Here is a 23,436-nt window from a genome sequence, read left to right on the forward strand (position 1 = left end):
TCAACGGTTAATGTGCAGTACTCCCTATAGAGGTGCGATGCGCGATCAGGCTCGGTACGACTACACGCCGGTGACCGAACGGGAGTACGACCTGCCGAACGACGCCAACGTCGCCGTGTGGATAGCGCCGAACGTGGAGTACTTCAAGATCGACGTGCCGTCGACGGCGATCTACCCCGACGCCGCCGAGTTCCAGCCGGACGTGCTCAACCACGGCTGGCGGGACTACGGTGCGCGGGTGGGGATCTGGCGGCTGCTCGACGTGCTCGACGCCCACGACGTCACCCCGACCGTCTCGCTGAACGCCGAGGTCTGTGACCACCAGCCCGCGGTCGTCGAGGGACTCGTCGAGGCCGGCGCCGAGTTCATGTGTCACGGCCAGTCCAACTCACAGTTGCACGTCGGGATGGAGTACGAGGAGGAACGGGCGCTCATCGAGGCCGCCCGCGACCGGATCGCCGAGGCGACAGGGACGGAGCCGCGCGGCTGGCTCGCGCCCGCCCTCGCCGAGAGCTACAACACCCCGGACATCCTCGCCGAACTCGGCTTCGAGTACATCTGTGACTGGTGTAACGACGACCAGCCCTACGAGTTCGACGTCGCGGATGGGGACCTGCTCTCGGTGCCGTACTCGCTGGAGCTCAACGACTTCGAGGCGTTCCTCGAGTTCGGCTACACCCCTGCACAGTTCGGGCAGATGATCAAAGACGAGTTCGACGTGCTCTACGAGGAGGGGCAGGAACCGGGCAACGGGAAGGTGCTCTGTCTCGCCCTCCACCCGTTCATCAGCGGCCAACCCTTCCGCCGGAAGTACCTCGACGACGTCCTCGAATACATCACCGGACACGACGACGTGTGGCTGACCACCGGCGGGGAGATCGCCGATCATTACATCGAACACTACCGGTAGATGCCAACCGAACTGCTCCAGGCGTCGTCGCTCGTCGAAACCGCGAGACGGCTCCGAGACGGCGACCGCTCCGTCGCGGCCGAACTCGACGCACGCCTCGACCGACTGGCCGCCGTCGAACCCGAGATCGAGGCGTTCGTCACCGAGGACGCCCGTCGCGAACGCGTGACAGCGGCGGCGGAACGGCTCCCGGACGGTCCGCCGCCCGAGCGGCCGCCGCTGTACGGCGTCCCGGTCGGTATCAAGGACGTGTTCCACGTCGACGGGCTCCCAACGCGTGCCGGGTCGGACGTGCCACCGGCGGCACTGACCGGTCCCGAGGCCGCCGTCGTCGAACGCCTGCGGGCGGCCGGCGCGGTCGTCCTCGGGAAGACCGTCACGACCGAGTTCGCGTACTTCCACCCGGGACCGACGCGGAACCCACACGACACGGCGCACACGCCGGGGGGTTCCTCGAGCGGGAGCGCCGCGGCCGTCGCCGCCGGCGAGGTCCCGCTCGCGCTCGGCACACAGACCGCCGGGTCGACGATCCGGCCCGCCGCGTTCTGTGGCATCGTCGGGCTGAAACCGACCTACGGCCGCATCCCGACCGACGGGCTTCTGCCGCTCGCCCCCTCGCTCGACCACGTCGGGCTGTTCACGGCGGACGTCGACAGTATGCGGCTCGCAGCGTCGGTCTGCTGTGACGAGTGGCACGCCGTCACCGATCCGAGAGCGCCCGTCCTGGCCGTGCCGGACGGTCCCTACCTCGAACAGGCCGATTCGGCGGGACTGGCAGGGTTCGAGCGGGCCGTCGACGCGCTCGACGGCGCCGGCTACACCGTGCGACGGATCGACGCGCTCGGAGACGTCGAGACGGTCAACGGCCGCCACACGGCACTGCTGGAGGGGGAGGCCGCGGTCGCCCATCACGACTGGTACGAGTCCCACGGCGACGCCTACCACGAGACCACGGCGAATCTGATCGAGCGCGGCCGTGAGGTGTCCGTCGGAGCGCTCGCGAGCGCCCGGGCGTCGCGGACCGCGTTGCGCGAGCGCTTGACCGAACTACTGGCCGAGGCGGGCGCGGACTGCTGGCTGGCGCCGGCGGCACCCGGTCCGGCGCCCGAGGGCATCGACAGCACCGGCGACGTCGTGATGAACCTGCCCTGGACCCACGCGGGCCTGCCGGTCGCCTCGCTGCCCGCGGGGGCGACGGACGGCCTCCCGCTCGGGGTACAGGTCGTCGGTCCGTTCGGCGCCGACGAGCGGTTGCTTGCCTGGTGTGCGGGGATCGAAGGGGTAGTGGCTGACGCGTGACCGACCCATCGCTCGACCAGGTGTTCGCACGGCTCGCCGACCGCGACGGCGACGCGGCTGGCATCTACACGACGCTCGCACCGCTGTACCGCGCGATGTACGCCGCACGTGGCCGGGTCGAGGGGCAACTCGCGACGGTTCGCGAGTTCGCGCCGGCGGCGACGCGGACGGTCCTCGAACTCGGCTGTGGGACCGGGGACCTGCTCGGCGCACTCGGGGCGCGGTACGACCGGGCGGTCGGTGTCGACCCCAGCCCGGCGATGTGTCGGTTCGCCGCTCGCCACGGCCCCGTCTGTCGGGCCGACGCCCGCGGGTTCACACCCCGGAGCGCCGACCTCGTCGTCCTCGTCGGGGCCGTGCTCGGACACGTGCGTCCGGACGACGAAGCACGCGCGGCCCTCGAACACGTCCGGGAGACGCTCCGACCCGGCGGGCGCGTCGTCTGTTCCGTCCACGACCGGCGCGGACTCGACGGCCCGCGCGAGCGGTCGCTGACGCGGACGGTCGAGGGATACGAGGTCACACAGACGGACGAACAGCGTCCGACGGCCGACGGCGAGTTCGAGTGGCGAGTCACGTTCACCGTGACCGCCCCGTCGGGCGAGCGGCGCCAGGTGACGACGACGACGACACTCCGGGCCTTCGAGCCGTCCGAACTAGAGCGGTGGTTCGCGGACGCGGGACTCGACGTGATCGAGACGCGGCCGCGAACGTACGTGGACGGCGACGGCGAGGACGGGCGAGCGTTCGTGATTGCCGGCAGGCGGCGCTAGTCGTCCGCGCCCGTGCCGAGGTCCGCCGCGCTGGCGACACGGCGCCACCGGCCGGACCAGTACCGGCCGACGTTGACCGTGGCCTGGAGGTAGAAGTGGCCGACGAGCGCGACGAACACGGCGGGGAGACCCCAGCCGAGGCCGGGCGCGACGGACACGCTCCCGAGCGAGAGCGTGTAGCCGACCGGGAGCGCGAGCAGGGCGACAGGAATCCGGAACAGGTACATCCCGGCGACGGTGGCGTACAGCGGGTACCGGGTGTCGCCGGCGCCCCGGAGGCAGCCACGCATCGTCCGCGAGGCCGAGAACGCGAGGACGACGACGCCGAACACCCGGACGAAAGACACCGCCAGGGCCGGGAATGCGGTGCCGAACGCGAGGACGATGGGGCGGGCGGCGACGACCAGCACGGCACCGACCAGCGCCTGCGTGGCGAGTGCGATACGGAGCGTCTGCCAGCCGTACTCGCTGGCCGTCTCGGCGTCGCCGGCCCCCAGCGACTGGCCTTCTCGCGGTCGGCGACCCCCAGCCGGGCCAGTGCGACCGGGAAAGACATGAGGGCGTCACGGACCGCGGCACGAATCCCCATCTACGGGCGCCTAGGCCGAGAGTGTCGTGTGACTTTCGGAGCCGGAACCGACAGGACGTACCGTGACAGCGCTCAGGGAATGAGCTGCTCGCCGTCGTCGTCGTAGACGGCGATGGCGTCGACGGGGCAGGCCCGTGCGGCGAATTTCGCGTCCATCTCCGCGTCGTCGGGGACCTCGCGGACGAACAGGTCCTCCTCGCTCTCCTCGCCGTCGACGAGGACGGCCTTGCCGGCGTCCTCGTCGCGCTCGAAAGCCTCCCACTCGGCCACGCACTGGAACATCCCGATACAGGTGTCGCGGTCGTACTCGATGCGCATACGACCGGGTTTGGCCGGCGGCGACAAAGGGATGGCGGCGAACCGTGGGGGTGGCGACCTCAGGTCAGTTCGGAGAAGTCGGCGGGCGACTGCACGGCGTCGTCGATGGAGTCGATGTCGATCTCGTTGATGAGATCGACGAGCGGTTCGAGTTCCGGGAACGTGTAGCAGGTGAGGTTGAGGCCGACGTTCTCGGCGGTGATCTGGGAATCGATGACGAAGACGATTTCGCTGTCGGGCCACTCCGTGATTTCCGCGAGGATGGCCGAACTGTCGCCGTAGGCGAACCGTGGCGGTGAGTGCTGGATGGTCGTCCCGAGCACGTTCGCCCAGCCGTCGATGAACGCGGAGGTGAGGATGTTGCCGATCTCCTGGACGGCGGACTTCTGCATGTCGGTGAAGCCGCCGTCCTCGTCGACGCCCATGTCCTGCCCGAGCATGGCGTTTGCCACCCGTTTGGCCTCGACGACCGAGACCAGAAAGAGGAGATAGCCGTACGGCTCGTCCTCCAGTTCGACGTAGATACCGACGTTGGCGTCCGTGGTCGAGGCCTGCCGGAGGTGGGTCTGTACGTCGTCGAAATCGAGGAAGTTCAACTTCGAGACGGCCGCGTCGGTCTCGATACCGCTCATCTGCTGGAGGTTGCTCGCGACCGTATCGGCCCCCTCCTTTGCCAGCCCGTTGAAGAGATGGAGTTTCCGCACGTCGACCTTCAACTCGTCCATAGCCGAATCACGGACCCGAGCGGTATCAAACTACGGGGGGCGTCAGTCCGTCGAAAGACGCGGCGCCCGGACCGGACGACGCCGCCACCGGCGGACACGACAGTTTAAATCCGGGGCCGCGCTAAGGGTCGCCAATGGATGTCGCGGCGATTCCGGGGGTCCCGGACTGGTTGCCCGAGCACCTGCAGGGCGAGGGCATCGAGGAGCTGTACCCGCCACAGGCCGAGGCGGTCGAGGCCGGCGTCACGGAGGGCCGGAACCTCGTCGCGAGCGTGCCGACCGCGAGCGGGAAGACGCTCGTCGCCGAACTCGCGATGCTCTCGGCGGTGGCCGGCGACGGGACGGACGCGAGCGGGGCGACCGAGGGCGCTACCGACGGCAAGGCCCTCTACATCGTGCCCCTCCGGGCGCTGGCGAGCGAGAAGGCCGAGGAGTTCGAGCAGTTCGAACAGGACGGCGTGTCGGTGGGCGTCGCGACGGGCAACTACGAGTCCGACGGGGAGTGGCTGGCCGACCAGGATATCATCGTCGCCACGAGCGAGAAGGTGGACTCGCTGGTGCGCAACGACGCGCCCTGGATCGACGACCTCGCCTGCGTCGTGGCCGACGAGGTCCACCTCGTCGACGACGGCGAGCGCGGCCCCACACTGGAGGTGACGCTGGCGAAACTCCGGCAGTTGAATCCGGACTTACAGACGGTGGCGCTGTCGGCGACAATCGGCAACGCCGACGAACTCGCCGACTGGCTGGGCGCCGAACTCGTCGATTCGGACTGGCGGCCCATCGAACTCCAGAAGGGGGTCCACTACGGGCAGGCCCTCCACCTGGAGGACGGGAGTCAGCAGCGCCTGGAAGTGCAAAGCGGCGAGAACGAGACCGCCGCCATCGTCCGGGACACGCTCGCAGACGACGGCTCGACGCTCGTGTTCGTCAACTCCCGGCGGAACGCGGAGGCCGCGGCCCGGCGGCTGGCGTCGACCACCGACGACTTCCTGACCGACGCGGAGCGCGAGCGCCTGGCGGAAATCGCGGCGGAGATACGCGACGTGAGCGACACGGAGACGAGCGACGACCTCGCCGACGCTGTGGCGAAGGGAGCGGCCTTCCACCACGCGGGCTGTGCAAGCGAGCACCGCTCGCTCGTCGAGGAAGCGTTCCGGGACCGCCTCCTGAAGGTGGTCTCGGCGACGCCGACGCTCGCGGCGGGGGTCAACACCCCATCGCGGCGCGTGGTCGTCCGCGACTGGCGACGCTACGACGGCGCGGCCGGCGGGATGAAACCCCTCTCCGTGCTCGAAGTCCACCAGATGATGGGGCGGGCCGGCCGCCCCGGGCTGGACCCCTACGGCGAGGCGGTGCTGATCGCCAGCAGCCACGACGAACTCGACGAACTGTTCGAGCGGTACGTCTGGGCCGAACCCGAGCCGGTGGAGTCGAAACTGGCCGCCGAGCCCGCGCTCCGGACGCACCTGCTCGCGACCGTCGCGTCGGGCTTTGCCGCCTCGCGGACGGGGCTGCTGGAGTTCCTCGAACGGACGCTCCACGCCACGCAGAACGCCGACCGGAGTCAGCTGGAAGGTGTCACCGACCGGATGCTCGACTACCTCGAACGGAACGGGTTTCTCCAGCGGGGGGCACAGAGCGCCCCGGACGGGTCGAGCGGGGAGGACTCCGACCCGCGAGGCGGCGACCAGTTGCAGGCGACGAACCTCGGTCACACCGTCTCCCGGCTCTACCTCGATCCGATGAGCGCCGCCGAGATCGTCGACGGCCTCGAACACGGGGGCGGGGGAACGGCGGAGACGACGGAGGCGGCAGACGAAGCGAGCGAGCCGGGGTTCACCCGGGCCAGTGACCTCGTCGAGGACGAGGACGGGGCCGACGGGGGGCCGCCGACGGCGCTCGGACTGTACCACCTCGTCGCACGGACGCCCGACATGTACGAGCTGTACCTCCGGAGTGGCGACGAAGAGGAGTACACGGCGATGGCCTACGAGCGCGAGGACGAACTGCTGGGGCGGACACCCCACGAGCGCGAGGAACGGTTCGACGACTGGCTCTCGGCGCTGAAGACCGCACGTCTGCTGGAGGACTGGGCGAGCGAGGTCGAAGAGGACGAGATCACCGAACGCTACGGCGTCGGCCCGGGGGACATCCGCGGGAAGGTCGAGACCGCCCAGTGGTTGCTCGGTGCCGCCGAGTCGCTGGCCGGCGAACTCGGCCTCGACTGCACGCCAGCCATCCGGGAGGCGCGCACGCGAGTCGAACACGGCGTGAGGGCGGAACTCGTCGACCTCGCGGGCGTCCGCGGGGTCGGGCGCAAACGTGCCCGGCGGCTCTACGACGCCGGTATCAGGACCCGCGCGGACCTCCGGGAGGCCGACAAGTCCGTGGTGCTGGGGGCGCTCCGCGGCCGGGAGAAGACGGCCGAAAACGTCCTCGAGAACGCCGGCCGGCAGGACCCGTCGATGGAGGACATCGAACCGGCCGAGGTCGACGGCGTCGAGGAGCCGGTCGCGAACGGCGGCGACGGCGCGGACGAAGACGAGGAGGACCAGTCCAGCCTGGGTGATTTCTGATGGCGGTCGTCGAGGGACGAGCCGAGGTCGAGGACGTGGACGCGTTCGTGGCTCGACTCGGCGAGATCGGCGCGGAGTACGGCTGTGCGGTGACGGCGTTCGACGCCCGCTACGTCGTCGACCGCGCGCACCTCGACCGGGCGGTGGACCTGGCGGACCGGGCCCGCGAGCGCGGCGAGGCCATCGCCGACGACCACGGCATCGAGATACTGCTGTACGCCGCGGGCCGCCGGCAGATTCGGCGTGCGCTGGAGATGGGTGTCGCCGCGGGCGGATGCCCCGTCGTCGTCGTCGTCCACGACCGCGAGGGGACGGGCGACGAGCGGGCGGCCACAGCAGCGGTCCGGGACCAACTGGACCCGGCCGACACCCTCGGCGAGTACGACGAGGAGCGCGTCCGCGCGTTCTTCGGGGTCGAGGACGCGGAACTGGCGGCGACCGACGCCGGCCTCCCCGCACTCGTCCGCGAGCGCGTGGCCCTCCTCCCCGTCGAGAAGTGAAATCCCGACGACGTCGGCCAGTATCCGGCAGCATAGTCCGGGAAACGAACGACGACGTGGTTTCGTGACACTCGCTAGCACGAGACGAGTCGGTGGTATCGGGGGGAAATCGTGCCGACACCGGAGGACGGTCGCGTATGAGCAGTGGACGACGGGCGGGAACGGGGGTGTTGGTAACGCTGGCGGCGCTGCAGTGGATCGCGGGGCCGGCGGCGGCAGCGTCGGGTAGCGGCGGCCGACCGCTCGGCTGGGCGATCATCACGGGGATGGCGGTGAGCGCCGGCCTGCTCGCCGGGTACGTCACGGTGGCGGAGCGGCGCGAGCGGGCGCGGGGCGTCCGTGACTGGCTCGGGCTCGCCGTCGGTCCGCTGCTGGTCGCGCTCGGCCTGACCGCGATGGGAACGGCGGCGAGCGGCGGCCCCGCAGTCGCCGGCGTCGCGGGCGGCGTCGGAACCGTCGGCGCGTGGGCCGTCTCGACACGGGGTGACGGCGGGCGTCGGTCGGAACCGACCTCGCTCGCCACGCTCGCCCGCCACCGCGCGGTCGAGGGGACGGCGCTGGCCGGCGCGTACGTCGCCGGCTCCGGGGTCGGGCTCCTCGGGGCCGTCGTCCTCGCGGGTCACGTCACTGCCGACACCGCGGCCGTCGGCGGCTTCTACGGGACGAACCGGCTCCGATGCACCGGGAGAGCGGTCCTCGTCCAGTGTGGGGCCCTCGCGGGCGCCGTCGGCGGGCTCGCCCTCGTCGGCGACATCCCGCCGGTGGGCAGCGTCGTCGCCCTCGCACTCGCGGGTGGCGTCCTCGTCGCCATCGGCGGCCTCGAAACGACCACGCACCTCCCGACGCCTCGTTACGAGGCGACCGAGGCGCGATTGTAGGATTTTATTGCCGGTAGCTATGACACATCCGGTGGAGAGCGGGGTCGGGGCCGCCGGCGACCGACTGAACGACCGGCCGGTCGTCGTGGCCGTTCCGCCTCACGGGCAGTTCGCAGGGACGGACCGGCCGACGCCGCCGTGTGGCAACTAGTGTCGCGACAGAGACTGTCACACGTGCCGGCGGCGTCGGCCGGAATCCAATCGGTAAGGCCGCTCGGGACCGTCGTTGAAGGGGTATGAGCGACGCCGAACAGCCGGAGACGGGCAGTCACGAGCACCACGAACACGACCACGGCGTCGAGGGGCCGGGATACGCGACGCCACAGGCCGCCATCGAGGAGGCCGAACCGGAGGAGACTGCGTACGTGATGGGGCTGCACGTCGGGCAGGACGTGGACGCGCCGGATTTCCTGGCCGTCGTCGACGTCGACCCCGACTCCGAGACGTACGCGGAGATCGTCGAGCGCGTCCGGATGCCGAACAAGGGCGACGAACTCCACCACTTCGGGTGGAACGCCTGTTCCTCGTCGTGTCACGTCGGCGGGTTGGAGCGCCGGCACCTCGTCATCCCGGGCCAGCGCTCCTCGCGCATCCACATCGTGGACACGAAAGAGCGCCGCGACCCCGAGATCACGAACGTCATCGAACCCGAGGAGGTGTACGACCACGACCTCTCGGCACCACACACCGTCCACTGCATCCCGGACGGCGAAATCCTCGTCTCGATGCTCGGGGACGCGGACGGCGACCTCCCCGGCGGCTTCCTCGAACTGAACGACGACTTCGAGGTGCAGGGCCGGTGGGACCCACCGGGCGAGATCGAGATGAACTACGACTTCTGGTACCAGCCGCGCCACGACGTGATGCTGTCGACTGAGTGGGCCGCCCCGAAGACCTACTACCCCGGCTTCGACCTCGAGGACGTCGAGGACGGGAAGTACGGCCAGCGCCTCCACTTCTGGAGCTGGTCGGAGGGCACCGTCGAGCAGACCATCGACCTCGGCGAGGACGGGCTGATTCCCCTGGAGGCGCGGTTCCTCCACACGCCCGAGAGCACCCACGGCTACGTCGGGGCCGCCCTCTCCTCGAACATCATCCACTTCTGGGAGGAGAGTGGGTCACGGAGCGACCCGGACGCGAGCGGTGACGAGCCGCGAGTCGGGGAGTACCGGGCGGAGCCCGCAATCGAGTTCGACGACCGCGAACACGAGGACTGGGACATGCCCGTCCCGGCGCTGGTGACGGACATCCTCGTCTCGATGGACGACCGCTACCTCTTCGGGTCGAACTGGCTCCACGGCGAGGTCTGGATGTACGACATCTCCGACCCCGCCAACCCCCGGAAGGCCGACTCCATCTCCATCGGCGGCTACTTCGGGGACCGCCAGGAACTGAACGACCGCGAACTCGTCGCCGGCCCGCAGATGCTCCAGTTGAGCCTCGACGGCGAACGGCTCTACTGGACCACCTCGCTGTTCTCCTCCTGGGACAACCAGTTCTTCCCCGAGATGGCCGAGAAGGGGTCCGTGATGCTGAAAGCCGACGTGAACCCCCGCAAGGGCACCCTCTCGCTGGACGAGGACTTCCTCGTGGACTTCGGGGACCTCCCCGAGGGGCCGGCCCGGGCCCACGAGATCAGGTGGCCCGACGGCGACTGCACGAGCGACGTGTGGCAGTGACGGTCACGCTGGCGTGGCCCGACGGCCGCACCGAAACCGTCGAGTGCGGGGCCGGGGAGTCCATCGTCGACGCCGCCGAGGGTGCGGGGATCGGACTCCCCTATGGCTGTCTCACCGGCGCGTGTGGCACCTGTACGGCCCGTCTGTGTGACGGTGACATCCACTACGAACGCCCGCCTCGCGCCCTCAAGGAACGCCACCGCGAGGCCGGCTACGTGCTGGCCTGTATCGCCCGTCCCCGGACCGACTGCCGGCTCGAAGTCGGTGCCCACCTCCAGGCCGAACTGGTCGAGAACCCCTGGAAGTGAGTCGTTGCCGGGCGTCTGTCGGGTCGATAACCGTTTGGGAAGAGTCACGATACCGTGTCACATGACGACGCTCGACGATCCCGTGACCGTCGGCGGCGTCCGGTTCCGGAACCGGCTCCACGCGACCGGCCACGGCGACGTGGCCGTGTTCTGCGAGGGTGGCGTCCGGACCCGGGAGCAGTGTGACAGGCTGCTGGGGCCGGCGCCCGCGAACCGGCAGCCGATCTCGTGGGGATGGCCCGGCCGTTCTACGCCGAACCGCGGCTGGGCGCGCGCTTGCTCGCGGGCGAGGACGCCCTCTGTCGGAGCTGCAACAACTGTACCGCCCCCCAGGTGACCGGCGCGGAGGGGCGGTGTCGAACGCCAGAGACCGTCCGCGAGCGTGCCCGGGTCACCGACGAAGGCGTCTACGAGCGCCAGCAGTGAGGGCGCTTTCGGCGACCGCCCCGGTCGGGACGCGCCGCGATACTTTCCGAAAAGACATACGGGTCGACCGCATACGGATGTGCGAATGACACCCGCGCCCGAATCGAAGTCCGTGTCGGTCAGCCCCGAGACCGGGGAGGACGAGACGAACGTTCGGTATCTCGAAGCCGGCGAGGGACCGCCGGTCGTCCTGTTGCACGGCGTCGGCCTCGACGCTGCGGCGATCTCCTGGAAACACGCCATCCCCGAACTGGCCGAGAACCACCGCGTGATCGCGCCGGACCTGCCCGGCCACGGCGAGAGCGACAAGCCCCAGCGCCGCTACACGACCGACTACTACATCGACGTGCTGGACGAGCTGGTCGCGGAGCTTGCCCTCGACACGCCACAGCTCGCCGGTATTTCGATGGGCGGCGGCATCGCGCTCGGGTACGCGCTGGAAAACGAGGTCGAGCGGCTGGCGCTGGTCGACAGCTACGGGCTCGGGAGCGACGCCCCGTGGCGCCCGGCGGCGGCGATGGCCCTGCGGATTCCCGTCGTCGACCGGATGGTCTGGGAGAGCATGGGCGTCAACGAGGGCACCGTCCGGGACACGCTCCGGGGGTACATGACACAGGCCTCGGAGGAGTTCGTGGCCGAGATCCACGAGATACTCCAGAACGACGACTGCGGTCGGACGCTCCGGAGCTGGCAACGCAGCGAGTTCCAGGCCTTCGGGTTCAGGACCTGCTATCTGGAGGAGCTCGCGGAGCTGTCGACGCCGACGCTGTTGATTCACGGCGCCGACGACACCCTCCTCCCGGCGTCGTGGTCGCGGCGGGCCGACGACCGACTCCCGGAGAGCGAACTCCACGTCTTCGAGGACTGTGGTCACTGGCCGCCACGGGAGCGGCCGGCGACGTTCAACGACAGACTGACTACCTTTTTCGCGAGCTGAGGGAGAACTGCGGGGGAACGGGCGGGCGTCCGAGCGGAGCCGGAAACGGCGACTCAGTCCGGGAGGTCGTCGGGAAGCTCGTCGATGAGGACGACGGCCTCGCCGTCGATGACGGTCTCGCCGTCGGCCGACACCGTCGTCGTCAGGCGGTACTGGTCGTTGCCCAGGTCCTCGACGATCTCGCATTCGGCTGTACAGCGGTCGTCGACCCGGACGGGGTTGTGGAACTCCAGGTCCTGAGAGAGATAGACGACCAGTCCGGGCAGACGCGCGAGCGCGGCGGAGATGAGGCCGCCGACGAGCGTTCCGTGGGCGATACGGCCACGAAATCGGGTCTGACTGGCGTACTCGTCGTCAAGGTGCAGGGGGTTCGTGTCGCCGCTCGCGGCCGCGAAGGACTCGACGTCCTCCTCGGTGATCGTCTTGGTGAAGATGACGCGGTCGCCGACGCCCAGCTCCGTCCGGTCGGCCTCGCTCAGTTCGACGGTCCACTCCGGGAGGTCCTCGTCGGCCTCAATGCGGTCACGGGTCTGGGGATCGGGGCCGTTCTCGGAGGGATTGACGCCGAAGGCCGCGAATGCCGCACGGTTCGCGGCGAGGACGCTGTTGAAGACGTGCGAGGACGTCTCCGTCCACGTGTCCAACAGCGCGCTCCGGCTCGGATTGGAGCTCATTGACACCACTTGTTGGGTACGGCTGTATTAAAACGTGGTGGTTCGGCGGTTTCGGGAGTCGTATCGCACGATTTCGGGCAGTACGGGCGCACGGACGTCCGTTCGGACGTGCGCTGCCACGACGCGTCGGACCGTTCGGGGGGCGTTTGGGTTGTCGACATCTGTTACCACCTAATGGTAATGAGTGGTGAGAAAGAAAACCTTTATGGTGTCTAGTGGTGTAGAGAGTAGTGAACCGATGACCGAGGAGAACGACGGTCGGGATGCCACGATGTGGCCCCCGACGATGATGAAGAACTTTCAGCAGGCCAGCGAGCAAGCGGTCGAGCAACAGCAGGAGTTCCTGCAGGGATTGCTCGGCGGCGGTACCTCAGGTGTGGGTGTACCCCAGTTGGGTGCGATGAGCCAGATGGCGACGTTCAAGACGCGCGTTCAGTCCGGTGGTCGGGTCAGCATTCCCGATGCCGAGCGCGAAGCGCTCGACATCGAGGAAGGCGACATCGTCCAGACCGTCGTGATTCCGGTCAAACGTAACAGAGAAGACTAACCATGACAGACTACACTACTCCCGTCAGCACGACCTTCGAGATGCAGCGCGCGGCAATCAAGCAGAGCCAGCAGGCCTTCGAGCAGTCCGTCGAGTTCCAGCAGAACGTCGGCCAGGCGGTCCTCGACAGCCTCGACACCCAGGAGTCGGCCCAGCGCCGCGGTGTGGAGCTGAGCCAGCAGGCTATCCACAGCTACCTCGACGCCGTCGAGAACACGGTGCCCGGTATGGGCGGCACCGTCGAGGAAGTCCGCACCGCCGTCGACGAGCAGTTCGAGTTCCTGCTCGAGAACCACGCCGAACTCTTCGAGAACCTCGGCTCCGAGTTCGACGAGGGCATCGACGCCTACGACGACCTGACCGGCGACTACGTCGCCGCCATGGACGAGCAGATCGAGATGGTGCTCGACGCCCACGAGGACCTGGAAGGCCAGTCCGTCGAGGCCGTCGAGCAGGTCGAAGAGCAGATGGCGCAGCTCCAGGACCAGGTCGAGCAGGTTCAGGACCAGGTCCAGGAAGTCCAGGAGCAGGCCCAGGAACAGCTCGAGGCGTAAGCCCGAACGAACAGCCCGTTTTTTATTTCGGTACACGATAGAATCCAACCATGAGTGACGCAAACGAGACACAAGAGAACTGGAACGAGATGGTAGAGCAGATGAACAACGCGGTCGCCGAATCGGTCGAGCAGAACATGGAGGCCCAGGCGGCCTTCATGGAGTCCTGGGCCGAGGCCGTCGAAGGGTCGATGCCCGAGGAAGAGGAGCTGACGGAGGGCATCGAGGGCTACAACCGCGCCTACGAGGTGTGGATGGACGCGGCCGGCAAGATGTTCGAGCGCTCGACCGACGCCGCTCAGGGGGAGGACGTCGAGCCCTCGGAGATGCGCGATATCTGGCTCCAGAGCGCCAACGAGGCGTTCAAGGAGGTCATGAGCACGTCGGCGTTCGCGTCGGCGAACGGCCAGCTCGTCGAGGCGATGATGGATATGCAGGAGGAGGCCGACGAGGTCACGCAGGACACCATCAGTCAGATGGGCCTGCCGACCCGTGACGACGTGATGGAGGTCGGCGAGCGGCTCGTCGAACTCGAACGCCGCCAGCACCGCGTCGAGGAGAAACTCGACGAGATCCTGGAACAGCTATGATGAACCCACTGCAAGCCGCGTTGGACGTCCAGCGCCAGGGTTACGAAGCGATGACCGACCTCGTCGAGAAAGCCGAGGTCGCACCGGAGCGAGCCGGTCCGCTCGCCCAGATCGGGGTCGGGGAGACGCCCAGCGAGGTCGTCCACACCGAGAACAAGCTCGAGCTCCTCCACTACAAGCCCGAGGAGGCCGGTATCGACGTGCCCGAGGAGGAGCGCAGCGAGATTCCGATCATCATCGTGTACGCGCTGATCAATCGGCCGTACATCCTCGACCTGCAGGAGGAGCGGTCGGTCGTGCGTCGCCTGCTCGAAGCGGGCCACGACGTGTACATGATCGACTGGAACGAGCCCTCGCGGATGGACCAGCACCTCACGCTCGACGACTACGTCAACCGCTACATGGACAACTGCGTCGACGCCGTCCGCGAGCGGTCCGAGCTGGAGAAGATCAACATCCTCGGATACTGTATGGGCGGGACCATGAGCGTCATGTACACCGCGCTCCACCAGGAGAAGGTCAACGCGCTGGCGCTGATGGCGTCCGGCCTGTACTTCGACGACACGGGCGGCGTCCTCGAAGACTGGGGCGACGACCAGTACTACGACCCAGAGGACGTGCGTGCGACGATGGGCAATATGCCCGCGGAGATGCTCGACGTCGGGTTCGCGCTGATGGACCCCGTCGACAACTTCGTCTCGAAGTACGTCCGCCTCTACGACAACATCGAGGACGAGGACTTCGTCGAGAACTTCGCCCGGATGGAGCGGTGGCTCGACGAGGGCATCGACGTGGCCGGCGAGGCCTACGTCCAGTTCCTCGAGGACATCTACCAGGGCAACAAGCTCTACGAGAACGAACTGGAACTCGACGGCAAACACGTCGACATCACCGAGATCGACGTGCCGCTGCTCCAGCTCATGGGCGAGTACGACCACCTCATCCCCGCTGCCGCCCAGAAGCCGTTCAACGACGTGGTCGGCTCCGAGGACGTCACGACCATCGAGTACCCGACCGGCCACATCGGCCTGTCGGTCTCGGGGTCGTCCCACGAGAACGTCTGGCCGCAGGTCTGTGACTGGTTCCACGAGTACGGCTACGCCGACATCGACGAGGGCGACGCCACCCAGATCGAGATCGACGACGTGGAAGACGAGAGCGCCGACGCCGCCGTCGAGGCCGCGGAGGAACCCGAGGCCGAGGAACCGCCGAGCGACCCCGAACCGGACGTCGAGGTCGAGGCCGGCATCGAGTCGGTCAGCGGCATCGGCCCGACTTACGCCGAGCGCCTGCGCGACATCGGCATCGAGACGACCGGCGACCTCGCTGCCGCCGACGTCTCGACGGTCGCCGAGGCCGCAGGAGTCTCCGAGTCCCGCGCCGGGGACTGGCTCGACCAGGTGTGAGCCGGGCGGCACGACCGCAGGGAGTGCCGCCGAACTGGCGAACGGGCCCCCGGCCCGTGAGCCGGATGGCGCGAACGGAGTGAGCGCCATCTGACGGGCGAGCGGGAAGCAACGACACATGGAGTGATCTTTCCCACGACGGAAGCACCTCGCGACGGTTTTTGCGTGCCGCCTACCCTTTTTGCCCCGGCGGGTGTAATCAGTGTATATGCTGGAAAATCAGACCTGTGTGGTGACTGGAAGCTCCCGCGGTATCGGCCGCGGGATCGCCGAGGAGCTCGGCCGTCACGGGGCCAACGTCGTCGTCAACTACCGTTCCTCGGAGGCGGGTGCAAGAGAGGCCGTCGAGGCAATCGAGGACGCGGGCGGGGACGCCATCGCTGCCCAGGCCGACGTGTCCGATTTCGAGGCCGTCCAGGCCATGCGCGAGGAAGTCCACGACGCCTTCGGCTCCGTGGACGTGCTCGTGAACAACGCCGGCATCACCATCGACAAGAAGTTCGAGAACATGACCAAGGAGGACTGGGAGACGGTGATGCGGGTGAACCTCGGGGGCGTGTTCAACTGCACGAAGATCTTCTTCGAGGACGTGAAGGCCGCCGACCACGGCCGCCTGGTCAACATCTCCTCGGTCGTGGGCCAGCAGGGCAACTACGGCCAGGCCAACTACGCCGCTACCAAGTCGGGGCTGTTCGGTTTCACCCGGACGCTCGCGCTGGAGCTGGCCTCCACGGGGTCGACGGCCAACTGCGTCGCCCCCGGCTTCGTCGAGACCGATATGCTGGAAGATGTCCCCGAGCGCGTCCAGGAGAAGATCATCGACCGCATCCCCCTCAACCGGTTCGCCACCGTCGACGACATCGCCGGCATCGTCCGCTTCGTCGCCAGCGAGGAGTCCAGTTACATGACCGGACAGATACTCGGGGTCAACGGCGGCATGGAGTGGTAGGGAAAGCGTCCGGGCCGTCGGTGGGGCCGGTCAGCCCCCGCCGTCGGTCGTCTCGCCCGCCAGTCCCAGCGGGTGGGCGAGAAAGCCGAAGGCGTGCATGAGCGCGAAGATGACGACGTAGGACACGAATATCGTCCCGCCCTCGCCGATGCCCAGTCGCGTCACGAGAACGAGGGTCACGATCGCGCCGACGAGGGCGGCGGCCAGGACGGTCACGGCTCGGCGGCCGCGCGGCTCGACGAACGTCGGCGCCGCGTCGCCGTAGATCGCTGCGTTCAGAGCGGTACCGATGGAAGGGACTATGCGCAGCACTGGCAGCGGAACTATCAAATATCTGTTGATAACCGCGGCCGTTTAGCCGGTCGCCCGCACACGACCCTCCATGCGCGTCAGCGTCATCGGCGGGAGCCAGGTCGACGAGGCAACGCACGACACCGCGGTCGCCGTCGGCCAAGAACTCGCCCATCGGGGCCACGCCGTCGTCTGTGGCGGGCTCGGCGGCGTAATGGCGGCCGTCTGCGAGGGGGCGACCGAAGCCGGCGGCCACACCATCGGGGTCCTGCCCGGCGAGGACCGGACGGCGGCGAACGAGTTCGTCGACACCGCCGTCGCCACGGGGCTGGGCAACGCCCGGAACGCCCTCGTCGTCATGAACGGCGACGCGACCATCGCCGTCAACGGCGGGACGGGGACGCTCTCGGAGATCGGGCACGCGCTCGATTTCGGCCGCCCGGTCGCGGGGCTCGACACCTACGATATCGCGGGCGTCGAGGCGGTCGAGACGCCGACGGCGGCCATCGAGTACGTGGAGCAGGCGGTGTGACGAGCGGCAGGGATCGGCGTCGCTCAGTCCTCGGCGATAGCGTCTGCGGCCCGCCACAGGAGCCACCCGGCCAGCAGGGAGAGCACGCCGAGCAACCGGACCCGCCGGGTGGTGTTCTCGCGGGGTTCGAAGTCGACGGCGAGCACACGGTCGTAGCCGGTCTGGGCGGCACGGACTATCAGACCCGGAGCGAGGAGGTGTGCCACGCCGGAGAGGACGTTACTGACCGCTGACAGTCTGAGGAGTGTCGCGAGGCGGGTCATCCGTACGACGGTTCGGCAGGAGCGTCTTAACGGTTGGTTTCCGGGCCGGGAACGGACCCGGAACCGGGGCCGGACGGGTCGCCGTCGCGTGACCGGTCACTGGAGCCAGTCGACGAACGACCCCTCGATCAGCGTGTCGGCCTGTCTGTCGATGTAGGCGGCCTGCATCTCCCAGATGGCCTCGGTGAGGGGGACGCCGGCGTCGACGGCGTCGCGCACACGACGCCACTTCCAGCAGGCCGGCGTGGTCTCGCGGTCGGCGCGTTCACGGAGCGGCCGGATGTAGCGGTGGGCCTCCTCTGCGGTCAGCCCCCGCAGTTCCAGGCCGTCACGGGCGTACTCGAACAGTTCGTTGTAGATACGGTCGTTGTCGCCGGTCTCCTGATGGTCGGCGGTGAGCCAGGTGAACTCCGCGTCGAGGCCGTCACAGACCGCGGCGTAGAAGTTGGCCTTGGCGGTCTGCCAGTCCAGTTCCTTGACGGGATGTTCCCGTCGCGGGAGGCTCTCCATGAGGCCGGCGAAGACGGCCTGGAAGGCAACGGCATCGGACAGCGTCGGCTGTGCCGAGAGGGGGCGAAACTCGATGCGGGCGTTGGCGTCCTGGCGGCTCGGGCCGTCGAAGACGGGACGCACCCACCGCCAGTAGCTGCCGTGTTTGTGCCGGAAGTGCCGAAAGCGGTCGTCGAACCGCCGACCCGATTCGATCTCGCGGGGGATGATCGTCTCGTCGGCAGCGATGTCGTCGATGGCCTCGCCGACGGTGTCGAAGTCGGGCGGGAAACACACCTTGGGCTCGCCGTCGCCGGTCACGGGGTTGAGCACGTCCTCGAAGACGGCGATGCGGTTCTCCATCCAGGCGTCGGCGACGATCTGCCCGTCCGGCGCGTCGTCGTAGAGATCCGGCGGGAAAAACGGGGAGTTCGCGCCGAGGGCAGCCAGCGGGCCGGCGACCCGGAGTGCGTAGGTGAAGTGTTCGGGCAGGTCCGGCGCGTGGGCGACCTGGTAGTGGGGCTGAATCGAGGTGATGAGGCTCTCGGGCATCACCGTGTCGGCTTCGAGGTGGACGTGTGGCGCGTCGATGGTGAGTCCCGAGGGGTAGTCGGTGTTCGCCATCGCGTGGTAGCGGACGGCGTCGCTCATGTTCGTCGCGATGCGAACGCCGTTCTCCTCGACGCTGTCACAGAGGTACTCCGAGGCCGTCTCGCCGTTGGGTGGGACCGTCCACATACCGTCGCTGACGAGGCGGATGTCCTCGGCTTCCAGCGCGGTCTGTGCCGCGGCGACGTGTGCCCGAAGCTCCGCGGCCTGTTCTTCGAGCCCGTACAGTGACAGCGGGGCCGGCGTCGTCCCGATCTCGGCGTTGTGCAGGCCCAGTTCCTTCTCGAATCCCACCCGGCGCAGGAGGTGGCGAGGGACCCGCACCAGCGCGTCCGTGCGGGTATCGACGGCGTACAGTTCCTGTTCCAGCCCGACGATGGCCTGTGAGTTGTCGAAGGTGCCATCGTGGACCTCGGCTTTGAGTTCTTCGGCCTCCGCGTCGGCACGCGACTGGAACTCGTCGGGGTCGACCCGCAGGGTTTCGTCGACCCGTGCCGCGAGTTCGGAGCCGGACATATCCACCCCTGAATCTCCCAACGGGATAAGCGTAGGGCTCTCGACCCGTCCGGCGGGCCGGCGGGGCGCCGCGGTCGCCGTCAGGACTGCGGCACGACCACGACCGGTACGTCGAGGCTCACGAGCAGGTCGGCGGCGGTCCCGCCCAGTCCCGGCGCCGCCTCGGGGTCGCCGCGACGGGCACCGATCACGACCTCGTCGATCCCTCGCTCGGCGACGAGGGCCTGGACGGTCTCGCTCGGGCGCCCCTCGCGGACAAGCGTCTCGACTGCCGGCTCCACCAGGCGCGTCCGGGCGACGTTCGTCGCGTCGCCGGCGTCACGCTCGTCGGTGTCGTCGTCGGCGACGCTCACCACGATCACCGTGTCGTCGTCGGTGACGCGGTCACCGAGGTAGTCACAGGCGGCGGCGGTCGTGTGAACCGAGGCGGTCGCGACGAGGAACGTCGTCATACGTGAGCGTGCGAGCGCGAGCCACATCCCCCTTTCCCCGGACGCGTCGGGAACTGGTCAGTGCGTCCGCCCGACTGCGTGTGCGGCGCCAGGCACGGAACGTTTAGGTACGGGCCACTCCAGGTGTCGCTGTGCGCATCGAGAACAGTTTCATCCCGGTCCGGGGCGTCGGCGAGCGGACGGAGCGGAAGCTCTGGCGGGCCGGCGTGACCCACTGGGACGAGTTCGAAGGGGACGTCGTCGGGTCGACCACCGCCGACCGCATCGAGTCGTTCATCGACACCGCCCGCGACCGCCTGGCCGCCGGGGACGCGACCTACTTCGACCGGCAGTTCCCCTCCGGCGAGCGCTGGCGGCTCTACGAGAACTTCCGGGACGATGCCTGTTTCTTCGACATCGAGACCACCGGCCTCGACCAGCAGCGCGACCGCGTGACGACCGTCTCCGTCCACCGCGGCGGCGAGACCGAGACCTTCGTCCGCGGCCGCGACCTCTCCGCCGACCGCCTCCGCGACGCCTTCCGCGACGCCTCCCTGCTCGTCACGTTCAACGGGAAACGCTTCGACGTGCCCTTCCTCGAGACCTCCTTCGACCTCTCGCTCGACTACCCTCACCTCGACCTGATGTACCCCTGCCGGCAGCTGGGGCTCACGGGCGGACTGAAGGTCATCGAGGGGGAGATCGGCGTCGACCGCGACCGCCCGGACATCTCCGGGGAGGACGCCGTTCGCCTCTGGCGCGAGTACGAGCGCGGCGACGACGACGCCCTCGAGACGCTCGTCTCCTACAACCGCGAGGACGCCGTGAACCTCCGGGCGCTCTCCGATACCGTCGCCGACCGCCTCCACGCCGACGTGTTCGAGCCGGCCGTCGACGGAGCGGAGTGAGGGGCGGCGTCCCGGCCGCCCGGCGTCGCGTCCACGTCCTCGGCGCCCTCCTCAGGCCATCGACGGCGTCGGCACGCCGTCGCCGGTGAAAAACTGCCCGTGAAACCCCATCGGGAGCACCTCGGGCAGCGGTGCGCGCGCCCGTTCGGTCAGGTCCGAAGCGTCGAGGACCAGCAGGACCGACCGCTCGGCGGCGGCGTCCAGCGCCACCGACAACAGGACGCCGTCGTCCTCGGCGTTCCGACCCGGGCGCCCGACGAACACCGGTTCGCCCGGGAAGGTGTCCGGGTCCGTCCACGTCGCGGCCGTCTCGCCGCGTTCGGTGTCGACCTTCCGGAGACAGTCGAGAAAGCCCCGCGGCCGGTCGGCCTCGCTGCCGGCTCCCCAGACGTAGCGGTGTTTTCGACCCGCCCGCCGCCGGTAGTCGACCATCGGGAACTCGAAGGGGCCGGCGTGCAGGCGCTCGCGCTCGATGGGGCCGCCGTCGAGGGGCACACAGTATCGCCGGAGTTCCCCGCCGTGCGGCCGCGCATCGGGCCGGCGCAGTTCGTCGAGATACAGGTCCGTGACCACGGAGGCATCGTCGAAGGCCACGAGGTCGATCACGACCGCGCCGTCGTCGGTGAAGGCGTTGGCGTGGTGGAACGTGAAGAAGGGGTCGACGCGGCGCTCGGCGACGAGCGCCCCCGTCTCGCGGTCGAGGACGAGAAAGCGGGTGCCGGCCGCGGGACGCCAGCTGAAGTTCTCGACGAACGGCTTCCCGCGGGCCATTTGGAGCGGCGTGGTGTCGAACGGGTGCTCGGTCAGGACGACGTGGTCGGTCGTCAGCGCGAAACTGTGCATGTAGCTCGGGCGGTCGACGGCGACCGAGCCGATCTCCGCGCGCCGGGTCGCCCCCTTCGGGCGGCAATAGACGCGGTACCGGCTCTCGCGGCCGAGGTCGACGCCGAGGCCGACCGCCTGCTCGTGGTCGAAATCGTAGTGGGTGTGGGCGAGCGACCACGTCACGGCGAGGTCGTCGGCGAAGGTGTGCGTCCGCCGGGCCGCGAGCGTCTCCGGGTCGAAGACGACCGAGCGCGGCGTCTCGGTGACGGCCGCGAACTCGCCGCCGATCCGGGTGATCGTCACCGAGGCGTTGTCGGTGAAGCGGCCGCGAGCGACCTGGTAGAGCCGCCGGAGCAGGCCGTGGTCCGGGTTGGTCCCGAACTCCATGAACGCGAGGTCGCCCTCGCGGCTGGCGTGCTCGAAGGCTTCGCTCCCCAGAAAGCGGGCGCTGTAGCGGACCGCGCCGTCGTCGATGTCGAAGGCCCGCAGGAGCGCGAACCCGTCGAACCAGTGGTTCACCTCGCGGTCGCCGGCGTGGAAGCGCCCGGGGCCGTTCCGGAGGAGTCGCCCGTCGAGCCACGGCGGCACCGTCCCCTCGACCGGCAGTTCGCGGTCGTCGACGCGGCCCTCGAAGGGGGCCAGTCCCACCCGGTGGTCACCCATGCGAGCCGACAGGGGTGGACGGGAAAAGAAGGTGCCGACGGCAGGCGGTTCGCGACGGGACTCGGGACGGACGCGACGAGGGCGATGGAGCCGTCAGTCGTGTTCCACGTCGACTTCCCCGGTGTCGAACCACTCGCCGGGGCTGGTGGGGTGGTCGGCCCACGCCCCCTCGTCGTACTCGTCGTCGACGTCCTCGGTCTCGAACCACTCGTCGGGGTCGGACGGCTCCAGCCGGCGACGCATCCGGACGAAATCGAGGTCGACGTCCTCGATGGTCGCGACCTCGTCTTCGAGTTGCCAGTAGCCGACCGACTGGTAGAAGGTGACGGCGTTCTGCGCGGCGATGATGTCCAGTTCGACGATGCCCTGGAACTCCGCGCTGAGTTCGAGGTGTTTGACCAGCGCGGTCGCGATCCCCTCGCCGTGGTAGTTCGGGCGGACGTAGACGGCGTCGATACGCTCGTCGGGGACGTTCAGGGCGCCGTAGCCGACGATCTCGCCGGCGACCTCGGCCACGTGGACGACGAACTGGTCGTCGTCGATGGCCTGCTCGAAGGTGCCCACGTAGTCGTCTTTCGGCTTCCACACCTCGACCTGTTCGGGAGAGTACTGCCAGTGTTCGAGGTCCTCGATGGCCTCCCGCTTGATGTCGAGGATCTCCTCCGCGTCGGCGGGCGACGCCCGACGAAAGCTCACGTCCGACATCTCTTGGCGTGTCCCGAGCCCGCTGGGCCCACCCCACGTACGGCACTCACTGATAAAAATCGTCCCCCGGTAACCGCCCTCGAAACCACCAGTCAGCGCGTCGAAAAGAAAGGGGGAGTACTGGCCCGGCCACCCCTGCTGGTGACTACTGTGCGGCCGGGTCCGCCGCGGCTTCCGCGGCCGAAACGTCCTCGACCGCGATGTCCGCATCCCCGTCCGCGCCCACGTCGTCCGACGGGGCTCGACGGCGCCGGACCACGGCTGCCGCGACGCCCGCCAGAACGACCAGTCCGACGACCGCACCGACGCGACCGCCTGCCTCACGCGAACCCTCGTCGGGTGCCCCGCCCGACGCGTCGGCCGGTCCCTCGGTCACCGCTTCGTGGTCCGCGTCGTCGCCCGTCCGGGGCGACGGGGCGAACGTGGCGTCGTCGAGGTGTACTTCGAACAGTGTGACGGTATCGAATGCCATACACATCGTACGCCGGTCGTGTACTTATAGACGTAGTGATACGAGGTGGCAGACGGCAGCCCCGCGGGTCGGCGGTCAGCGGGGAACTGCG

General features: G+C 68.9%; 26 protein-coding genes and 2 pseudogenes. 17 read left to right on the plus strand and 11 right to left on the minus strand.

The window, feature by feature from the left end:
• Positions 1–37: 37 nt before the first annotated feature.
• From MUG96_RS18010 to MUG96_RS18020, 3 genes are read left to right on the plus strand one after another with little or no spacing between them, the layout of a single operon-like run.
• A complete protein-coding gene (locus MUG96_RS18010; protein ID WP_246985031.1) occupies positions 38–910 on the plus strand; it encodes a polysaccharide deacetylase family protein in 873 nt (290 codons plus the stop codon).
• Positions 911–2,209 carry an amidase gene (locus MUG96_RS18015; protein ID WP_246985033.1) on the plus strand — a complete coding sequence of 433 codons (1,299 nt, stop codon included), beginning with the start codon at positions 911–913 and terminating at the stop codon, positions 2,207–2,209.
• Positions 2,206–2,982 (plus strand): class I SAM-dependent methyltransferase, encoded by a 777-nt coding sequence (locus MUG96_RS18020; protein ID WP_246985034.1) that lies wholly within the window; start codon positions 2,206–2,208, stop codon positions 2,980–2,982. The genes MUG96_RS18015 and MUG96_RS18020 overlap by 4 nt, the downstream gene beginning before the upstream one ends.
• On the opposite strand, the pseudogene MUG96_RS18025 reads toward MUG96_RS18020, so the two are convergent.
• The 3 genes and pseudogenes from MUG96_RS18025 to MUG96_RS18035 all read right to left on the minus strand — a co-directional run.
• Positions 2,979–3,488, minus strand: a pseudogene (locus MUG96_RS18025) (MATE family efflux transporter); the annotation flags it as partial. The gene MUG96_RS18020 and the pseudogene MUG96_RS18025 overlap by 4 nt on opposite strands.
• Before the next feature lie 155 nt (positions 3,489–3,643).
• Positions 3,644–3,889 carry a ferredoxin gene (locus tag MUG96_RS18030; RefSeq protein WP_246985035.1) on the minus strand — a complete coding sequence of 82 codons (246 nt, stop codon included), beginning with the start codon at positions 3,887–3,889 and terminating at the stop codon, positions 3,644–3,646.
• Positions 3,890–3,948: 59 nt separating this feature from the next.
• Positions 3,949–4,614 carry a chemotaxis protein CheC gene (locus MUG96_RS18035; protein ID WP_246985036.1) on the minus strand — a complete coding sequence of 222 codons (666 nt, stop codon included), beginning with the start codon at positions 4,612–4,614 and terminating at the stop codon, positions 3,949–3,951.
• 134 nt (positions 4,615–4,748) lie between these two features.
• Between MUG96_RS18035 and MUG96_RS18040 the strand changes: the two genes are divergently transcribed.
• The 7 genes and pseudogenes from MUG96_RS18040 (at position 4,749) to MUG96_RS18070 (ending at position 11,921) form a co-directional block, all read left to right on the plus strand.
• Positions 4,749–7,193, plus strand: coding sequence for an ATP-dependent DNA helicase (locus MUG96_RS18040; protein WP_246985037.1), 2,445 nt, complete (start codon positions 4,749–4,751; stop codon positions 7,191–7,193).
• Complete coding sequence (gene cgi121, locus MUG96_RS18045; protein WP_246985038.1) at positions 7,193–7,693, plus strand: KEOPS complex subunit Cgi121; 501 nt, start codon at positions 7,193–7,195, stop codon at positions 7,691–7,693. The genes MUG96_RS18040 and cgi121 overlap by 1 nt, the downstream gene beginning before the upstream one ends.
• A 137-nt stretch (positions 7,694–7,830) precedes the next feature.
• The gene (locus tag MUG96_RS18050) at positions 7,831–8,571 is read left to right on the plus strand and encodes a hypothetical protein (RefSeq protein ID WP_246985039.1); all 741 of its coding nucleotides are present in this window, start codon (positions 7,831–7,833) and stop codon (positions 8,569–8,571) included.
• A gap of 236 nt (positions 8,572–8,807) precedes the next feature.
• Complete coding sequence (locus MUG96_RS18055) at positions 8,808–10,250, plus strand: selenium-binding protein SBP56-related protein (RefSeq protein WP_246985040.1); 1,443 nt, start codon at positions 8,808–8,810, stop codon at positions 10,248–10,250.
• A complete protein-coding gene (locus tag MUG96_RS18060; RefSeq protein WP_373221953.1) occupies positions 10,241–10,558 on the plus strand; it encodes a 2Fe-2S iron-sulfur cluster-binding protein in 318 nt (105 codons plus the stop codon). The genes MUG96_RS18055 and MUG96_RS18060 overlap by 10 nt, the downstream gene beginning before the upstream one ends.
• A 136-nt stretch (positions 10,559–10,694) precedes the next feature.
• Positions 10,695–10,984, plus strand: a pseudogene (locus tag MUG96_RS18065) (oxidoreductase); the annotation flags it as partial.
• Between the two features lie 85 nt (positions 10,985–11,069).
• On the plus strand, positions 11,070–11,921 hold the full coding sequence (locus tag MUG96_RS18070; protein ID WP_246985042.1) for an alpha/beta fold hydrolase: 852 nt from the start codon (positions 11,070–11,072) through the stop codon (positions 11,919–11,921).
• Between the two features lie 53 nt (positions 11,922–11,974).
• Here MUG96_RS18070 and MUG96_RS18075 read toward each other — a convergent pair whose 3' ends face one another.
• The gene (locus MUG96_RS18075) at positions 11,975–12,595 is read right to left on the minus strand and encodes a MaoC family dehydratase (protein ID WP_246985044.1); all 621 of its coding nucleotides are present in this window, start codon (positions 12,593–12,595) and stop codon (positions 11,975–11,977) included.
• Between the two features lie 238 nt (positions 12,596–12,833).
• Here MUG96_RS18075 and MUG96_RS18080 point away from each other — a divergent pair, with 238 nt between their 5' ends.
• The 5 genes from MUG96_RS18080 to MUG96_RS18100 all read left to right on the plus strand — a co-directional run bounded on the left by MUG96_RS18080 (position 12,834) and on the right by MUG96_RS18100 (position 16,641).
• Complete coding sequence (locus MUG96_RS18080) at positions 12,834–13,142, plus strand: AbrB/MazE/SpoVT family DNA-binding domain-containing protein (RefSeq protein WP_246985045.1); 309 nt, start codon at positions 12,834–12,836, stop codon at positions 13,140–13,142.
• Positions 13,143–13,144: 2 nt separating this feature from the next.
• The gene (locus tag MUG96_RS18085; RefSeq protein ID WP_246985047.1) at positions 13,145–13,696 is read left to right on the plus strand and encodes a hypothetical protein; all 552 of its coding nucleotides are present in this window, start codon (positions 13,145–13,147) and stop codon (positions 13,694–13,696) included.
• A gap of 50 nt (positions 13,697–13,746) precedes the next feature.
• Positions 13,747–14,286: a poly(R)-hydroxyalkanoic acid synthase subunit PhaE gene (locus MUG96_RS18090; RefSeq protein ID WP_246985049.1), complete on the plus strand. Its 540-nt coding sequence runs from the start codon at positions 13,747–13,749 to the stop codon at positions 14,284–14,286.
• Positions 14,283–15,692 (plus strand): class III poly(R)-hydroxyalkanoic acid synthase subunit PhaC, encoded by a 1,410-nt coding sequence (gene phaC / locus MUG96_RS18095; protein ID WP_246985050.1) that lies wholly within the window; start codon positions 14,283–14,285, stop codon positions 15,690–15,692. The genes MUG96_RS18090 and phaC overlap by 4 nt, the downstream gene beginning before the upstream one ends.
• A 208-nt stretch (positions 15,693–15,900) precedes the next feature.
• A complete protein-coding gene (locus MUG96_RS18100; protein WP_246985052.1) occupies positions 15,901–16,641 on the plus strand; it encodes a beta-ketoacyl-ACP reductase in 741 nt (246 codons plus the stop codon).
• Positions 16,642–16,671: 30 nt separating this feature from the next.
• Here MUG96_RS18100 and MUG96_RS18105 read toward each other — a convergent pair whose 3' ends face one another.
• Complete coding sequence (locus MUG96_RS18105) at positions 16,672–16,953, minus strand: hypothetical protein (protein WP_246985054.1); 282 nt, start codon at positions 16,951–16,953, stop codon at positions 16,672–16,674.
• A 70-nt stretch (positions 16,954–17,023) separates the two neighbouring features.
• Here MUG96_RS18105 and MUG96_RS18110 point away from each other — a divergent pair, with 70 nt between their 5' ends.
• Positions 17,024–17,464 carry a TIGR00725 family protein gene (locus MUG96_RS18110; RefSeq protein WP_246985056.1) on the plus strand — a complete coding sequence of 147 codons (441 nt, stop codon included), beginning with the start codon at positions 17,024–17,026 and terminating at the stop codon, positions 17,462–17,464.
• A gap of 23 nt (positions 17,465–17,487) precedes the next feature.
• Here MUG96_RS18110 and MUG96_RS18115 read toward each other — a convergent pair whose 3' ends face one another.
• From MUG96_RS18115 to MUG96_RS18125, 3 genes are all read right to left on the minus strand, one after another.
• Positions 17,488–17,727 (minus strand): hypothetical protein, encoded by a 240-nt coding sequence (locus MUG96_RS18115; RefSeq protein ID WP_246985058.1) that lies wholly within the window; start codon positions 17,725–17,727, stop codon positions 17,488–17,490.
• 96 nt (positions 17,728–17,823) lie between these two features.
• Entirely contained in the window at positions 17,824–19,341 is a 1,518-nt protein-coding gene (locus MUG96_RS18120; RefSeq protein WP_246985060.1) for a glutamate-cysteine ligase family protein, read from the minus strand.
• Positions 19,342–19,421: 80 nt separating this feature from the next.
• The gene (locus MUG96_RS18125) at positions 19,422–19,793 is read right to left on the minus strand and encodes a universal stress protein (protein WP_246985062.1); all 372 of its coding nucleotides are present in this window, start codon (positions 19,791–19,793) and stop codon (positions 19,422–19,424) included.
• Between the two features lie 131 nt (positions 19,794–19,924).
• Here MUG96_RS18125 and MUG96_RS18130 point away from each other — a divergent pair, with 131 nt between their 5' ends.
• Complete coding sequence (locus MUG96_RS18130) at positions 19,925–20,680, plus strand: ribonuclease H-like domain-containing protein (RefSeq protein WP_246985064.1); 756 nt, start codon at positions 19,925–19,927, stop codon at positions 20,678–20,680.
• A 51-nt stretch (positions 20,681–20,731) separates the two neighbouring features.
• On the opposite strand, the gene MUG96_RS18135 is transcribed toward MUG96_RS18130, so the two are convergent.
• From MUG96_RS18135 to MUG96_RS18145, 3 genes are all read right to left on the minus strand, one after another.
• Positions 20,732–22,168, minus strand: a complete 1,437-nt coding sequence (locus tag MUG96_RS18135) for a carotenoid oxygenase family protein (protein WP_246985066.1) — start codon at positions 22,166–22,168, stop codon at positions 20,732–20,734.
• 93 nt (positions 22,169–22,261) lie between these two features.
• Positions 22,262–22,873, minus strand: a complete 612-nt coding sequence (locus MUG96_RS18140; RefSeq protein WP_246985068.1) for a GNAT family N-acetyltransferase — start codon at positions 22,871–22,873, stop codon at positions 22,262–22,264.
• Positions 22,874–23,018: 145 nt separating this feature from the next.
• Positions 23,019–23,345, minus strand: a complete 327-nt coding sequence (locus tag MUG96_RS18145; protein WP_246985070.1) for a hypothetical protein — start codon at positions 23,343–23,345, stop codon at positions 23,019–23,021.
• Between the last annotated feature and the right edge of the window lie 91 nt (positions 23,346–23,436).

Source organism: Halorientalis marina (assembly GCF_023028345.1).
GTDB classification, from domain to species: Archaea; Halobacteriota; Halobacteria; order Halobacteriales; family Haloarculaceae; genus Halorientalis; species Halorientalis marina.